The 14950-nt window shown below is 57.1% G+C and carries 15 protein-coding genes, 1 tRNA gene, 2 rRNA genes and 1 CRISPR repeat array; of the genes, 3 read left to right on the top strand and 15 right to left on the bottom strand.

Annotation, left to right across the window (positions count from 1 at the left end; genetic code table 11):
* Nucleotides 1-85: 85 nt before the first annotated feature.
* Entirely contained in the window at nucleotides 86-1222 is a 1137-nt protein-coding gene (gene fbp / locus DXX99_RS08965; RefSeq protein WP_115793149.1) for a fructose-1,6-bisphosphate aldolase/phosphatase, read from the top strand.
* Nucleotides 1223-1258: 36 nt separating this feature from the next.
* Here the strand turns inward: fbp and efp are convergent, their stop codons facing one another.
* The 5 genes from efp to DXX99_RS11360 all read right to left on the bottom strand — a co-directional run bounded on the left by efp (nucleotide 1259) and on the right by DXX99_RS11360 (nucleotide 5051).
* The gene (gene efp, locus DXX99_RS08960) at nucleotides 1259-1816 is read right to left on the bottom strand and encodes an elongation factor P (RefSeq protein WP_115793148.1); all 558 of its coding nucleotides are present in this window, start codon (nucleotides 1814-1816) and stop codon (nucleotides 1259-1261) included.
* Nucleotides 1817-1820: 4 nt separating this feature from the next.
* A complete protein-coding gene (locus DXX99_RS08955; protein WP_205664684.1) occupies nucleotides 1821-2879 on the bottom strand; it encodes a M24 family metallopeptidase in 1059 nt (352 codons plus the stop codon).
* Between the two features lie 14 nt (nucleotides 2880-2893).
* On the bottom strand, nucleotides 2894-3337 hold the full coding sequence (aroQ, locus tag DXX99_RS08950; RefSeq protein WP_115793146.1) for a type II 3-dehydroquinate dehydratase: 444 nt from the start codon (nucleotides 3335-3337) through the stop codon (nucleotides 2894-2896).
* A 14-nt stretch (nucleotides 3338-3351) separates the two neighbouring features.
* Entirely contained in the window at nucleotides 3352-4689 is a 1338-nt protein-coding gene (locus DXX99_RS08945) for a TldD/PmbA family protein (protein ID WP_115793145.1), read from the bottom strand.
* A 131-nt stretch (nucleotides 4690-4820) separates the two neighbouring features.
* Nucleotides 4821-5051: a hypothetical protein gene (locus tag DXX99_RS11360; RefSeq protein ID WP_134642986.1), complete on the bottom strand. Its 231-nt coding sequence runs from the start codon at nucleotides 5049-5051 to the stop codon at nucleotides 4821-4823.
* A 34-nt stretch (nucleotides 5052-5085) separates the two neighbouring features.
* Nucleotides 5086-5916: a CRISPR direct-repeat array (repeat unit 30 nt; unit sequence GTTTCAATCCCACAATGGTTCGATTGCTAC).
* Nucleotides 5917-6439: 523 nt separating this feature from the next.
* Between DXX99_RS11360 and DXX99_RS11355 the strand changes: the two genes are divergently transcribed.
* Nucleotides 6440-6685 (top strand): hypothetical protein, encoded by a 246-nt coding sequence (locus DXX99_RS11355; protein ID WP_134642985.1) that lies wholly within the window; start codon nucleotides 6440-6442, stop codon nucleotides 6683-6685.
* A gap of 232 nt (nucleotides 6686-6917) precedes the next feature.
* Nucleotides 6918-7595, top strand: coding sequence for a hypothetical protein (locus DXX99_RS08940; protein WP_134642984.1), 678 nt, complete (start codon nucleotides 6918-6920; stop codon nucleotides 7593-7595).
* A gap of 187 nt (nucleotides 7596-7782) precedes the next feature.
* Here the strand turns inward: DXX99_RS08940 and DXX99_RS08935 are convergent, their stop codons facing one another.
* The 10 genes from DXX99_RS08935 to DXX99_RS08890 all read right to left on the bottom strand — a co-directional run.
* Nucleotides 7783-9189 carry a TldD/PmbA family protein gene (locus DXX99_RS08935; protein WP_115793143.1) on the bottom strand — a complete coding sequence of 469 codons (1407 nt, stop codon included), beginning with the start codon at nucleotides 9187-9189 and terminating at the stop codon, nucleotides 7783-7785.
* An 18-nt stretch (nucleotides 9190-9207) separates the two neighbouring features.
* Nucleotides 9208-10290 carry a 3-dehydroquinate synthase gene (gene aroB / locus DXX99_RS08930; protein ID WP_115793142.1) on the bottom strand — a complete coding sequence of 361 codons (1083 nt, stop codon included), beginning with the start codon at nucleotides 10288-10290 and terminating at the stop codon, nucleotides 9208-9210.
* Nucleotides 10271-10807, bottom strand: coding sequence for a shikimate kinase (locus tag DXX99_RS08925; RefSeq protein WP_115793141.1), 537 nt, complete (start codon nucleotides 10805-10807; stop codon nucleotides 10271-10273). Before DXX99_RS08925 ends, aroB begins: the two co-directional genes overlap by 20 nt.
* The gene (gene aroC / locus DXX99_RS08920) at nucleotides 10804-11970 is read right to left on the bottom strand and encodes a chorismate synthase (RefSeq protein ID WP_115793140.1); all 1167 of its coding nucleotides are present in this window, start codon (nucleotides 11968-11970) and stop codon (nucleotides 10804-10806) included. Before aroC ends, DXX99_RS08925 begins: the two co-directional genes overlap by 4 nt.
* A complete protein-coding gene (locus tag DXX99_RS08915) occupies nucleotides 11963-12856 on the bottom strand; it encodes a shikimate dehydrogenase (RefSeq protein WP_115793139.1) in 894 nt (297 codons plus the stop codon). The genes aroC and DXX99_RS08915 overlap by 8 nt, the downstream gene beginning before the upstream one ends.
* A 6-nt stretch (nucleotides 12857-12862) precedes the next feature.
* Complete coding sequence (locus DXX99_RS08910) at nucleotides 12863-13426, bottom strand: YqeG family HAD IIIA-type phosphatase (RefSeq protein ID WP_115793138.1); 564 nt, start codon at nucleotides 13424-13426, stop codon at nucleotides 12863-12865.
* Nucleotides 13423-14466 carry a bifunctional molybdenum cofactor guanylyltransferase MobA/molybdopterin-guanine dinucleotide biosynthesis adaptor protein MobB gene (mobAB, locus tag DXX99_RS08905; RefSeq protein ID WP_165847798.1) on the bottom strand — a complete coding sequence of 348 codons (1044 nt, stop codon included), beginning with the start codon at nucleotides 14464-14466 and terminating at the stop codon, nucleotides 13423-13425. Before mobAB ends, DXX99_RS08910 begins: the two co-directional genes overlap by 4 nt.
* A 142-nt stretch (nucleotides 14467-14608) precedes the next feature.
* Nucleotides 14609-14683: transfer RNA gene (locus DXX99_RS08900), tRNA-Asn, on the bottom strand.
* An 11-nt stretch (nucleotides 14684-14694) separates the two neighbouring features.
* A 5S ribosomal RNA gene (gene rrf / locus DXX99_RS08895) occupies nucleotides 14695-14811 on the bottom strand.
* Nucleotides 14812-14862: 51 nt separating this feature from the next.
* A 23S ribosomal RNA gene (locus tag DXX99_RS08890) occupies nucleotides 14863-14950 on the bottom strand; the annotation flags it as partial.

The following is a 14950-nucleotide window of genomic DNA, read 5'->3' as shown; positions in this document are numbered from 1 at the left end:
AGGATATTAAGGGCTACCCATAGAAATTTTCCTTAGAGCGCTGCCTTCAAAGTCCGAGGAACTTGATGCAAAGGAGGAGAGGAAAGTGGGCAAAAAGATCACAGTAACCGTCATCAAAGCCGACGTGGGCGGCTTCGTGGGCCACACCAGTGTCCACCCGGAGTTGTTGGAAAAGGCAAGGGGAGTGCTTTCAGGCAGCCCCCTGCTGATAGACTTTCACGTAACCAGCGTGGGCGACGACATAAACCTAATCATGACCCATGAGCTGGGGCGTAACAACGGGGAGATCCATAAGCTGGCTTGGGACACCTTCGTGGCCTGCACAGAAGTGGCTAAAAAGCTTAAGCTTTACGGAGCCGGGCAGGACCTCCTGGCCGATGCCTTCTCCGGCAACATCAAAGGGTTGGGGCCCGGTGTTGCCGAGATGGAAGTGGAGGAGCGGGAAAGCGAACCCATAGTTATATTCATGGCCGACAAGACCGAGCCCGGCGCCTGGAACCTGCCCCTTTACAAGATCTTTGCCGATCCTTTTAACACCATTGGCTTGGTCATAGATCCCAAGATGCACTGCGGTTTCACCTTCGAAGTTAGAGACCTCATCGAGAACAAAAAGATAATGTTCAATGCTCCGGAAGACATCTACGACATGCTGGTCTTCATAGGCGCACCTGGTCGCTACGCCATCAAGCGCATCTTCCACCGGGAGACGGGACAAATAGCAGCCGTTTCCAGCGTGCAGCGCCTCAATCTTATTGCCGGACGCTACATCGGTAAGGACGACCCGGTTTGCATAGTCCGCTGCCAGAGTGGCTACCCAGCTGTGGGGGAAGTGCTGGAGCCCTTCGCCCACCCGCACCTGGTGTCCGGTTGGATGCGGGGTTCGCACAGCGGTCCTCTTATGCCGGTCTCCTTGAAGGACGCCCGTCCCTCTCGCTTCGATGGACCGCCGCGGGTGGTAGCTCTGGGCTTCCAACTGGCCGACGGCAAGCTGATCGGCCCCCAGGATCTGTTCGACGACCCGGCCTTCGACCGGGCCAGAGAAATGGCCAACCTTATCGCCGACTACCTGCGGCGGTTGGGGCCCTTCGAGCCTCATCGCCTGCACTTGGACGAGATGGAGTACACCACCATGCCCATGGTCATGCAAAAGCTAAAGGATCGCTTTATTGATCTGAGGCTGGCCAAGGCGCAGAAGGCGCAAAAGGAAAAGGGCGGGGCATAGGCTCCCGCCCTTCAAAACTTTGGCCGTCCTTCATGGTTAGACCCGCTTCAGGTACTCGCCGGTGCGGGTGTCCACCTGGATGATGTCCCCTTCTTCCACGAAGAGGGGAACTTGGATTACTGCTCCCGTCTCCAGCTTGGCCGGTTTCGATCCTCCCGCCGCCGTATCTCCCCTCACTCCCGGCGGAGTCTCGATCACCTTGAGCTCCACCGTGTTGGGGAGCTCCACCCCTATAACCTTACCCTGGTAAAGCAAGAGAGAGATTTCCAGGTTTTCTTTCAAGAATTTTACCGCGTCTCCGAGTTCCTTCTCTCCTAGCGCCACCTGCTCGTAAGTCTCCATGTCCATGAAGTAGAAGCTCGAGCCGTCACTGTAGAGGTACTGGGCCTGCCGCCGGTCTAGATGGGCCCGGGGAACCTTCTCCCCCGCGTTGAAAGTTTTCTCGATTACTGCTCCCGTACGCAGGTTGCGCAGCTTGGTGCGGACAAAAGGCGCACCCTTACCCGGTTTCACATGGAGAAACTCTATTACCTGATACACTTCTCCATCTAACTCGATGGTGAGCCCCGTACGGAAATCGTTGGTAGAGATCATGCTTTTACCCCCCGATCGTGAAGAGTTCTTCCTTAGGTGTGGTGGTGAGCACCTCGGCTCCCGTTTCTGTTACCAGTACTACATCCTCTATACGGATACCTCCTTGGCCCGGCAGGTAAGCTCCCGGCTCTATGGTAATCACCATCCCCGGCTCAAGCCTCGTCTCCTCTCCTTCACCCACGCGGGGCGCCTCGTGCACCGCCAGGCCAAGCCCGTGCCCCGTGCTATGGGGAAATATTTCCGGACCGTAGCCGTAAGACGCAAGCACTTCTCTGGCCGCCCGATCTACCTCCTTAGCCGGTATTCCCGGCCTTACTGTCGCTATGGCCGCCTGCTGAGCTTCGAGTATCGCCCGGTAAAGCTCTTGTTGCCAGGGTGTAGGGCTGCCTACCACCACCGTGCGGGTAAAGTCGGAGCAGTAACGCCCCAACTTTATCCCTATATCTATCACTACCAGCTCTCCCGGCTCTATCCTCTTGCCGGAAGCTATCCCGTGCGGCAGGGCGGAGCGGGGGCCGGAGGCGACAATGAAGGGAAAGGCAACCTCCTCCGCCCCCCTCTCTCGAAGATAAAACTCAAGTTTCAGCGCCCACTCCCTTTCGCTCACACCGGCCTTGAGCTCCGGTAGAAGAGCGCGGAAGCCTTCTTCCGTTAGGGCGAGGGCCTGACGGATGGCGTCAATTTCTCCCGGCTCTTTGATGAGACGGAGCTTCTCTACCAAATCCCGGCAAGGGATCAGCTTTATCCCGGGTAAAGCTTCGGTTAGCGCCTGCCACTGGGCCCAGGTGAGGATGTGGGCTTCCACCCCCAGGTTCTCTATTTTCCGCTCTTTCACCAGTTCTGCCACACCTTCCGGGAAGACGCGCGTTTTGACCAGCACTTCCCACCCCGGGCATTCTTCTCGCGCCTGGGTGGCGTAGCGCCCATCGGTAAGAAGAAAGGCCCCGTGGGCGTCTACGTAGAGAACGCCGGCGGAGCCGGTGAAGCCACTTAAATAGAGCCTGTTTTCGGCACCCAGTATCAGCGCTCCCTCCAACTCCGCCTCCCGCAAGAGAACCCGCAGCCGCTCTAACCGGTTTATGATCTCTCCCCCCGTTTTTTAGCTAGGCTCACCGCCGCTTGCAAACCCAAAAGATAACTTTCTGCGCCGAAGCCGCTTATCTGTCCAGCGGCCACCGGCGCGATCACCGAGCGATGGCGGAACTCCTCCCGGGCGTAGATGTTGGAAAGGTGCACCTCCACCACCGGTATAGGAAGTGAAGCCACCGCGTCGCGCAAGGCATAGCTATAGTGAGTAAAGGCACCGGGATTGAAAACCACCGCCGCCGCATCGGTACTGTGCAGCTTGTCTATCAGTTCCCCTTCATGGTTCGATTGAAAGCACTCCACCTCAACCCCCAGCTCCCTGCCCAACTCCACCAACCGCCGGTTGATCGCCTCCAGAGTCTGGTTCCCGTAAATTCCGGGTTCCCTCTTGCCTAGGAGGTTGAGGTTGGGACCGTGGAGCACCAGGACTTTCAAAGGGAACCCCCCCTTTAGTGCCCGCTTACCTTGAGTTCGCTTACCCTAAAGGTGGGCGCACCCCGGCCGCCGAAGAAGCGCAGATCCGAGCCCACCGCGTCGACACGCTGCAACAAGCTCTTGATATTACCCGCCACCGTCACCCCCCGGACGGGAAAAGCAAGTTCTCCGTCTTTTATCCAGAAGCCCACTGCTCCTACCGAGAAGTCGCCGGAGATGGGGTTGGCGGTGTGCATCCCCAGAACCTCAGTAAGGTAAAAGCCTTCCGGCACCTGGCGGATGATCTCCTCCGGCGACTGTCCGCCCGGCTCCAGGTAAAAGTTGGTAGGGCCAACCGTCGGCTGCCCGCGGAAGCTACCGCGCACGGCATTGCCGGTGGAAGCTTTCCCTTCCCGGGCTGCCGTGCGGGTGTCGTAGAGGTATTGCTTGAGAACCCCTCTTTCAATGAGGACCGTGCGTTGGGTGGGCACCCCTTCCCCGTCGAAGGGAGCCGTCCTTATTCCGCCAGGAAGACGTCCATCATCCAAGAGCGTCACTTTAGAGGTGGCCACCTCCTCCCCCAGCTTGCCCGCAAAAAGCGAACGACCTCGCTGCACTGCTTCCGCCGTGAGGGCAGGAGCTAAAAGGCTCACAAAATCGACGGCTACGTAAGGATCGAAAACTACTGGCACCGACGCCGTCTTGACCCCTCGCGCCCCTAAAAGTCCCACAGCCCTTCGGGCCGCCTCTTCCCCTAAAGCTCTGGGGTCAAGTTCCCTGAGAAAACGGCTATACTTTAAGGCGTAGCCCGTTTCGCTCTGCCCGTCGGCCTCGGCCGCCAAGCTCAGGTAAAGGCCGCAAACCGTACCCCGGTAGCTACCGCTTACCCCTAAAGAGTTGGCCAGAGCGACTTCCGAAAGTTCTTCTTGATAGGTGGACGTCTCCACGATCTTCACCCGGGGATCGAAAGAGAAGGCTGCTTCCTCCATGAAACGGGCCAGGGCTATCTTTTCCTCCACCGGGGTTTCCGCCAGGCGGGCATCGTAAAGCTCCGGGGAGGTATAAGCGGTTGAAGGCGCAGGCAGGAGGTTGTAAGGATCGGGAGCGGCTAGTTGGCAGGCCGCCACCGCTCTCTCTACCGTCTCCTTCACTCCTTGGGGGGAAAAGTCGGTACCAAAGGCGAAACCGAAGCGCTTGCCCTTCAGCACCCGCACTCCCAGCCCCGTCTCCTGTGCCTGCTCCAAGGTCTCTACCTGACCATGGCGCACTTCTATCTGCAAAGCGGTACCAGTAACCGCAAAGGCTTCGACCTCTTCCGCTCCCGCCCTTTTTCCCTCGGCTACTGCCGCAGAAACTACTTCCAGCAGATCCATTTGTCTTCTTCCTCCTTCAAACCGAGGCTACGAGAGAAACTGGTATTTACGCGCAAGCCAGCTTCCGGTCTTATTCTCCACAGAAGGTCCTTTTTCCTTGCACCTGAGTGCGAAGTTTGACGGGCTTGATCCTAGCCGAAAAAATGGTCGCCACAGGCTACGCCCGTGAGTCGCCAGAGGTAAGGCGGCCAAACTTCCATTTTGAGCTTGACGCGGGTCTCGTAAGCTAAGGCAGTGGCCAGGTTGGGAGCCCGTTCTGCAAGCGGCGTCCGGGCCGTATTCCGAACCCCCAGGGTCTGCAGAGAAATGGAGTGGGGAAGAAGGCGAGCAGCAGGAGCTCTTGAGAGCAGCAAATAGTGCATAGCGTATCTTGGCTTGGACGCAATGCGCTTATGACTTTCAATCCCACAATGGTTCGATTGCTACCGTGGTCAGGAGGTACCGGGTCGTGGCGCTAGACTGAGTTTCAATCCCACAATGGTTCGATTGCTACTATGACTTTCCCGATCCAGGCGCACCTACATAAATCTGTTTCAATCCCACAATGGTTCGATTGCTACGGCGTCGGCTAACTCACTACTCCCACGCAAATCAGACTGTTTCAATCCCACAATGGTTCGATTGCTACCAGTTCCTAATCTGCCTGTCAAGCATCCGAACATCCGTTTCAATCCCACAATGGTTCGATTGCTACCGGAATAGGGGAGATTTGGCCGGGATGGTCGAAGAGCTGTTTCAATCCCACAATGGTTCGATTGCTACTCTAATACCTGAGAAAGACCCTCCCGGGTTGCAACCCGGTTTCAATCCCACAATGGTTCGATTGCTACCCTCCGGGCGGCTCGGCGTGCGAGAGGTTTAACCCAGGTTTCAATCCCACAATGGTTCGATTGCTACTCTCGGCGGCTCCCATCCGTACTGTTCGCTTCCGAGTTTCAATCCCACAATGGTTCGATTGCTACCGAACACCCTCCGCCTACAGAACCCGCCGCACCTGCTGGTTTCAATCCCACAATGGTTCGATTGCTACCCTTACCAAGAGCCCTTACAAGATCCCCGTACTGTAGTTTCAATCCCACAATGGTTCGATTGCTACGCGCTGGAGGAAGCGTGGGAGTCCGTTGAAAGGGGAGTTTCAATCCCACAATGGTTCGATTGCTACTATCGGGCTTTCCGGTAGTAATTGAAGCACAGCAAGTTTCAATCCCACAATGGTTCGATTGCTACCAAGCCCGTTTGGGGGCGGGAGGCCTTGATTTTTCTCGCTCCGAGCTCCTGCCACTTACTTCAAACTGCCGTCGACCTTCGGTTAACCCCAAAACCCCAGGGAGTCGACGGCAGCTCTCGATCCCCGAAACCCGCATCACTACTGGATCTGTTATAATCTTCCAAACAGCAGGTGGCTCCCAGCACCCTTTAACCACCCAGGTCGACGGCAATTATAACACGGCAGCGGCAGAAAGAGCAAACCTCGGATTTGTCAACGCTCGCTGCAAGAAACAGCCGCTTCCCTTCATTTTCGGCGTTTTTCGGAACGAGACAAAGAATTACTCCGGCTCCTGGCCACCGGCGGCTTTCCGTTAACTCCTCTCTACCGCCTCCCATCCTGTAGATTCTGGCTTCGAAGCATCCCGACCTCTTCCTACGGCGTACGCTTGCAACGGGTAGGAAGGTCCTCGGAACTTCTGCCAGGGACTTTTTGCGGAGAGGGTCTATTTCAGGAAAGGTTTACCATGCAGAGGATGGCTTTTTGGCTAACATCCCTCCTTTGCTGGCAGAAATTGAGGAGAAAGCAACGCACAGCTGTGCTTTTGGTTTCCTTTCAACTCAAGCTTGGGAAGAGGTAGAATACTGGATGAGTTGGTGGAGTAGTGGTGTTCAGAAGGTGGGTTACTACGTTTCAAGAGCGGGGTATGCGGCAAAAGAAGGCGCTAAGGTCGTGATTTTAGAGACTACGATCTGCGCACTTGGAGTTCTCCGAAGGAGGCGGCTGTAAACGTAGGCAAGGACTATGCGCTGGGGAAGCTGGGGAACTACTACAAAGCCGCGAAAGCGACAGGGACACTCGGGAAGGTGGGTCTAAAGCTGTACCGATCGTTGGCTGGGGCGCATTTTTTGCAACTGACGGGGTAACTTTTTACAAAGCAGCCGCAAAAGCTTGGCAGGAGTATGGTGTAAATTATCTGCGGCCGTGGTAGCATTGGTGTAGAGATGCAGGAGTGAACCAAATGGAAGGTAGAAGGATTCCGCTCTCACCGCTTGTATTAGCACTGGTTTTGTCGGTGATAGGCGGACTTGGTTCCGGCAGCTTCGTTTCTGGTATAGCCGACATTGACATACGTCTAAATTGGTGGACGAGACTGGCTGTCATAGGAGGAGCAGGCTTTTTCTTTTATGCGTACGGTTGTCTTTTGCCTCCTGAAAGTCTTCCTGCTGCCAAATCTCCGGTTCCACCGCGGTCGCGCCTGCACTTTCTGCGGCAGGTTGGTCTGGTCCAGTATCTGATCCTCACGGCTTTTCTGCTGCTCCCTGAGTTGGTGATTTCTGCGTTGGTGGGTGCTGTGCCGATAGTTCAGGCCGTCCTTCGCGGAGCGGCAACTTTGGCTCTCTTTATACCGCTGATCTTGTGGGCGGTAGTGCAGGATTTTAGCCCTTCTTTCTACAAGGCACGGGTCCGCCACCTGGTCGTGAGCGGTATCTTGGCCTTTATCACCGGTGGACTGGCTATAGGAGCTGCTTCGGCTGCTGAGTTAGTGGTTATCGAGGAAGCGGCGTACTATGCGGGAGTTCTTTTTGCTGCCCTTCCCTACATGCTGGAAGCCGGCTACCGCGCGGCGAAGAAAGACTGGGCAGCGAGAGAACCTGGGGAAAACGAACGCGACCTCGGGACCAACGGTAACGTCTAGGTGATTGTTGATCTTCTAGTTAACTCCGCTCCTACTCTTCTCCGTAGTCTAACTCTTTTCGTCGGGCTATGGGACGTTAAAAGCCTTCTCCGCCGAGTAGGAGTCATGAGCGGAAACAAGCGGCAGATTTGCGAAATATATGCATCCGCGAAGTCGTCCCTTTGCGTACCGCAGCTTGCCGGGAGTTCTAAAGCCGGCGGATCCTCACGTTCCCGACGCGGGTGCCTCCCACTATGAGCTCCCCAACTGCTATGGTTGGTTGCGCGTCACTAACGGGCACACCCTGGCCGTCCTTGCCGCAAGTACCTACGGTGAAGCCGAGATCGCGACCCACCATGGTGACCTGCCGTAGAACTTCCGGGCCGTTGCCGGTAATGGTGGCTCCCCGCACCAACGGCCCCACGTCTCCGTCCTGAATGAGGTAGCCTTCCGCCACTTCGAAGACAAAGTCGCCGTTGGTGGTGTTTACCTGCCCGCCCCCCATCTTTTTAACCAGGAACCCTTCCTTGACCTCGCGGATTATGTCTTCCGGATCCCACTCACCTGGGGCGATGTAGGTGTTGGCCATACGGGGGATGGGCTTGTGCTGGTAAGACTCCCGCCGCCCGTGACCATTGGAGTTACGGCCCTCTTTGACCGCTGTGCGTCGGTCGTAAAGGTACTCTTTTAAGACTCCTTTCTCGATCAGGACCACCGGGCGCGCCCTAACCCCTTCGTCATCGTAGCGGTAGGATCCGTACTTACCCGGTAGAGTGGCGTCGTCGATCACCGTAATCTCTTCTGCGGCCACCTGCTCCCCCAGCTTCCCTTTGTAAACGGAGAGGCCTTTTTGTACCAGATCGGCTTCTAATCCGTGACCGCATGCCTCGTGCACCATAGTGCCCCCTGCCTCCCCGGCCAGCACCACTGGCATCTTGCCTGCCGGCGCCGGTGGAGCCTTCACCAAAGCCGCCGCTCGCCGCGCCGCCACCCGCGCCAGCTCCTCAGGAGGAGACTCTTTAAAGGCGGCCGAGAAGCCGGCCGTGCTCCCCAGCGCCTCGAAGCCGGTTTGAATTACTCCTCCTTCGGCTGCCACCGCATTGACCGTAAAACGCAGCCGGCTTCGCTTCTCCTCCACCAGCTCCCCTTCACTGGTAGCAATAATCAAATCTTGGGCAACATCTCCGTAACTCACCATTACCTGTCTTATAAGTGGAGAGACTTCCCTAGCCGCCTCGTCGGCCTTTTGCACCACCTTTACTTTTTCCTCTAGCGGCGCGTCTTCTAACGAAGGGATCTCTTCGTCCAGTTTCTTAAGCTGGGATAAGCCGATCTCCCGCCCCTGAGCTGCGGCCCGGGAAACCTGCTCCGCTATCCTTAAGAGCCCATCGCGGCTGAGGTCGTTGGTATAGGCGTAAACGGTACTATCGCCTTTGAGTACCCGCACCCCCGCTCCCCGATCCACCCCCACATGCACCCGTTCCACCCGCCGATCCTCCAGCGCGATGAGTGTGCTCCGCCGCTCCTCTAAGTAGATATCGGCGTAGTCTCCTCCCCGTGCCAAAGCCGTCTCCAAAACTTCGCGAAGCCAAGCCTCATCCCAGGGCAAAGCCATGCTGCTTAGAACCCTCCTTCAGGCACTCAATACTTCTAAAAGTATCTCCTGGGGAACCTCCCGGACTACTTCTACTTCACCTATGCGCCGGGGCAAGACGAACGTAAGCTTTCCTTCCTTAACCTTTTTGTCCCGTTGCATGAAAAGGAGGAGTTCTCGGGGGTCGGTACCAGGGGGAAGAGAAGTGGGAAGACCTATGGCCTCAAGCAAATTCACCAAGCGCTCTTCTTCCTCCGCCGTAAAACCCAACCCCAGGTGGCGGGCAAGACGTGAAGCCACGACCATGCCTATGGCCACTGCTTCCCCGTGAGTGAAGCGGGTGTAATCGGTCATCGCTTCCAGAGCATGTCCTACCGTGTGACCAAAGTTGAGAATGGCCCGCAAACCCGATTCCCTTTCGTCGGCCGCCACCACTTCGGCCTTTATGCGGCAGGAAGTAGCTACGGCGTGGGTCAAAGCTTCCGGAACCAGGGACAAAAGTTCCTCTACGTTTTCCTCCAACCAAGCGAAGAAAGAGGCGCTGCGGATGACCCCGTATTTGACCACTTCCGCCATGCCAGAGGCAATTTCGCGTCGGGGAAGGGAGCGCAGAGTAGCAACATCTGCCACCACCAAGCGGGGCTGATGGAAAGCTCCAATGAGATTCTTCCCTTTGGGATGGTTCACTCCCACCTTTCCCCCTACACTAGCATCGACCTGAGCTAAGAGGGTAGTGGGAACCTGCCCCCAAGCTATACCGCGCATAAAAGTGGCGGCCACGAAACCCGCCACGTCCCCTACCACCCCGCCCCCGAAGGCCAGAATAGCATCGCCGCGCTCCAGTCCTCCCTCCACAGCTAAGTCGTAAAGTCGGGATACGGTGGCCAAGTTTTTGTGCTCCTCGCCGTCCAGCATCTCGGCCCATAAAACTTTCCAGCCCGCCGCCTCCAAGTTCCTTTTTAAGAACTCTCCATAGAGTCCGGTCACGGTAGAGTTGCTTATCACCATGAGGCGGCGTCCGGGAAGGTGCTGCCGCGTTAACTCCCCCACCCGGACGAGTAACCCTTCGCCCACATAGATGGGGTAACTCCTGTTCCCCAGCTCAACCCTGACCGTCTTCATCGAGATAGCTCTTCTCCTTGAGGTATTGATAGATTATCTGGGCCGACTCTTCGGGGCTTTGCTTGCCGGTATCCACCGCGAACTCCGCTATGTCGTAGGCCCCTTCACGCTCTTTGAGTAGGGTCAGCACCCGCTCCCGCAAATCTCCTTTCCCTATGAGGGGGCGCTCCCGGCGCTTACCTTTGAGGCGTGAGATTATCACCTCCGGATCGGCGTAGAGCTTGATGAACACTCCGTTTTGTCCCAACAAGGCCACATTCTCGGGATTGAGCACCATGCCCCCGCCGGTGGCGATCACTAGCCGCTCTCTCCCGGCCAGCCGGCGGCAAAGCAGATTCTCCTCCGACCGAAAGCGTATCTCTCCGTCCTCGGTGAAAAGCCGGGCAATGGACTTACCCGTCAAGCGCTCGATCTCCGCATCGGTGTCGATAAACTCCCAGCCTAGAAGCCGGGCCAGTCTCTTGCCTACCGCCGTTTTTCCCGTTCCCATGAAACCAATGAGAACTACGTTCCTCAACGCTCCCCCCGCCTTATCCTCGTTTTGTACCGCAAGAAACTCTCTTTTAGCTCGGCCATGGTGTCCCCACCAAACTTCTCCAGGCAAGCTGCTGCTACCTCCCATGCCACTACCGCCTCCCCAATGACGCAAGCTGCAGGCACAGCGCAGACATCGGCTCGCTCGTAAGCTGCTGCTACCGGTTCCTTGGTAAACATATCGACACTACGCAGCGGTTTCCTTAAGGTGGGTATCGGCTTCATGACTGCCCGCACCACTATGGGTTCTCCGTTAGTTACCCCTCCTTCTAGGCCTCCGGCCCGATTGGTAACCCGGTAGTACCCCTGCACCGGTGAATAGAAGATCTCATCGTGGGCCCGTGAGCCGGGCAGGGAAGCCAGAGCAAAACCCAAACCTATCTCTACTCCCTTGATCCCCGGAATGCTCATCACGGCTTGGGCTAGCCGACCGTCTAAACGCCGATCCCAGTGAACATAGCTGCCCAGCCCCGGCGGAACTCCGTAAACCCTTACCTCAAATATGCCTCCCAAAGTATCGCCTGCCTTCTCGGCCCGCTCGATGGCCTCCACCATAGCAGCTGAGGCCTGGGGATCAGGGCAGTAAACCGGGGAGGCATCCGCCTGGCTGCGGATCTCTTCCGGCGTTCCCTCCGCCGGCACAGCCTTTACTTCCCCTATTTGCACCACCTGGCCAGCTAGAGTTATGCCAAGTTCCTCCAGGAAACGGCGGGCTACCGCCCCTGCCGCCACCCGGGCCACTGTTTCGCGGGCACTAGCCCTTTCCAGCACGTTGCGCAAGTCGTAAAAGGCATACTTCAGCGCCCCCGCCAGGTCAGCGTGCCCGGGCCGAGGCCGCGTTATCACCCGCTCGTCCAAGCGGGCCTCCAAGCCCGGATTCATGATCTCCCGCCAATTCTCCCAGTCCCGGTTGGCTATCTTCAAAGCTATAGGAGAACCCAGCGTAAATCCACCACGCACGCCGCTCAAGATTTCCACCCTATCCCGCTCTATGCGCTGCCTCGCTCCCCGGCCGTATCCTCCTTGCCGGCGCTCCAGCTGCCGGTCGATGTAGTCGGCCGTGAGCCAGAGTCCTGCCGGCATCCCCTCTATTATGGTAAGCAGCGCCTGCCCATGCGATTCCCCTGCCGTGAGATACCTAAGCATCTTCTCCCCTCCCTTGCCCCACTCCCAGGGCCTCCTCCAACGCCGCTCGCATAACTTCCAAAGGAGCGGGTACGCCAGTCCACAAGGAAAAAGCCAGCGCCCCCTGGTAAAGCAACATACCGAGACCGCTGGCGGTCTTAGCTCCCCTCTTTCGGGCTAAAGATAAGAAACGGGTTTCTAGAGGGCGATAAATCAGGTCGATCACCAGTTGGCCTGGCCGGAAAGCCTCTCCTGCCACCGGAGGCATCTCGCCCTCGCAGGGATACATACCCAGGCTGGTGGTCTGGACTATAAGATCTGCCGCCTGTAGCAATTCTATTCCCTTTGAGCTTCCCATTTCCTCCCAAGGGAGAGCGCGCGTCCTTACTCCCGTTCTTTCTTCTAGATAAGCTGCCAGCTCTGCTGCTCGATCGAAGGTGCGGTTAAAAAAAATTATTTCCTCCACCTGGGACCTGGCCAGGGCCACCCCTACCGCTCTGGCCGCTCCTCCCGCTCCCAGCACCGCTACTTTTTTCTTCGCCGGCGCAAAGCCTTCTTCCTGCAAGGCGGCCAGGAATCCGGAAGCGTCAGTGTTGCTGCCCCAGAGTTTGCCGCCTTGGTTGATCACTGTATTCACCGCTCCGATGAGACGCGCTTCCTCTTCCAACTCGTCCAGGTAGGGTATTATGGCTTCCTTATGGGGAACGGTGACGTTTATTCCGGCCAGATTAAGGGCCTTTATAGCTGCCGTAGCCTCCGCCAGCTCCTCTCGCCGCACCCGGAAGGGAACATAGACGTAGTTGAGGTTAAGCGACTGAAAGGCGGCATTATGCATGCGGGGTGAGAGGGTGTGAGCAATAGGATCGCCAAAAATACCTACAATTCTAGTATTGCCGTCTATCCGCATTCGGCTCTAACCCCCTGTCCGACAACTGGAGCGAAGTTCTGTCTTTCTTGGGACCGGCTCCTGGAGACGAGGAACCTTGGAGCAAATCCAGCGCCACACCAGGCGCTCCACAGGTCGGACAAGGAGACGGGTGGCGATAAAATCGGGACCTTTAAGCGAGGGTACTAGAATAGTGTAAAGCCCCAAGAGATTTCCCCCCAGAACATCAGTGAAGAGCTGGTCTCCCACTACGGCCGTCTCCTCTGGCCTAGTACCCAGAAGCTCAAGGGCCCGGCGGAAGGCCCAGGGAAAGGGCTTGACCGCCCGAAAGACGGCCGGAACGCCCAGCTCCTGAATCGGCCCGGCCCCTTTGCCGTAGGTGTTGTTAGAAACCACGCAGAGCTTAAAGCTCTGCCGCTTAAGACTTTCCACCCAGCTCTTAACCGATGGGTCGACTTTTTCTTCTCCCCGAGGCACGAGGGTGTTATCAAGATCCAGGATTAGCGCTTTTATGCCCCGCCGCCTCAATTCTAGGGGGGTGAGAGAAAGGAGTGAGGGAGCGTAGAGCTTGGGAAGGAGAAATCTTATCAACTGGAATACCTCCGCTTCAAGAATTTTTCCTCTAGGGATTTTGCTAGTCGCTTTATTTCCTCAGGAGAAAACCCCGGCTTTAAGTAAGCCAGCACCCCGCCGCTGGCCACTCCCTCCCCGATTACAATCCGAGGTAAAGCCAGATGCTTGTACCCCTCCACTAAAATAATATCGGCTTCTCCCTCCAGTAAGCAGAAAACTTTGAAAGGTGCCACTTCTCCCTCGCCACTCCGGAAATAAAAAAATCCTCCTGGGCCCAGCAGCACCGTAACTTTTGCCCCTGCCGCCGCCAAGCGGGCGGTATCCTTACCCGGGATATCCTCCAAGCGATGACCGGTATGCTTTACCGCCGCCACCCGGTAACCGCGGGAGGAGAGCTCCTGGATAAGACCGGCGATTAGGGTCGTCTTCCCGCTTCCTGAGGGACCTATCACTCCCACCACCGGTACGTTGAGGGGCAGGCCGGCACGCAAAAGGCCAAGCTCGTAATCCCAGTTCAAGTTGAAGAAGGTTCGGCCCCAGTCGGGAGAAAGGCCAGCCAGATCCACCTCCGTGAGGTAACGCACCTTTATCTCGCCTATGAAACTAACTACTTTTCGGCGCCCCTGCTGCAGGCAGCGGGTAGCCGGCCCAAGGCAAGTGCGCCGGTAAGCGGCAAACAAAGGCTCCAGCCGTCCCCCCACACAAGGAATAGCGGCGTCATAACCCTCGATGTACCTGGTTATACCCAAAGCCAGCTTTTCGTTAACGAAAGGCAGATCGCAGGCGGAAACGAAAATAACCTCGTGGAAAGCGTGTACCAGTCCCGCGTGTATGCCTGCCAAGGGACCGGCACCGGGAAATATATCGGACACCACCCGATCGGCCAGGCCACCGTAAAGCTCGGGATCTCCCACGACAATAACTTCCGGGAAAACCCGCCTCAAAGAATTTACCACCCGGGTGATAAGGGGTTCTCCCTCGCACTCCAGGAAAGCTTTGTTCCGCCCTAGGCGCGTGCTTTTGCCTCCAGCTAAAACTACGCCCGTCGCCTCGACCAATCCTTTCCTTCCTCTCCAAGAGAATGAAACGCCCACGTTGGAAATTGTATATGAAAAAGCGGGAAGAAGCAATCGGAGGCGATTGGCGCCTGCAGAAAGAAAAAACCTGTGAGAAGACCCCACAGGTGGTTTTTTAATAATTTGGCTCCGCGAGCAGGATTCGAACCTGCAACCACCCGGTTAACAGCCGGGCGCTCTACCGTTGAGCTATCGCGGAAATTTAAAGGTCCCCGGCAGCGACCTACTCTCCCGCCCCGTTTCCAGGGCAGTACCATCGGCGCTGGAGGGCTTAACTTCCGTGTTCGGAATGGGAACGGGTGTGTCCCCTCCGCTATGACCACCGAGGACCTCGTCTTTCCTCGCTCCCTCAAAACTACATAGTGTCAGGGCAGGCTCCAGGTCAAGACCTCGACCGATTAGTACCGGTCAGCTCAACCGGTTACCCGGCTTACACCTCCGGCCTATCTACCTGGTAGTCTACCAG

Source organism: Ammonifex thiophilus, from assembly GCF_003368535.1.
GTDB classification, from domain to species: Bacteria; Bacillota; Desulfotomaculia; order Desulfotomaculales; family Ammonificaceae; genus Ammonifex; species Ammonifex thiophilus.
Note: the sequence above shows the minus strand (reverse complement) of the source record. Positions and strands in the feature narration are given on the sequence as shown.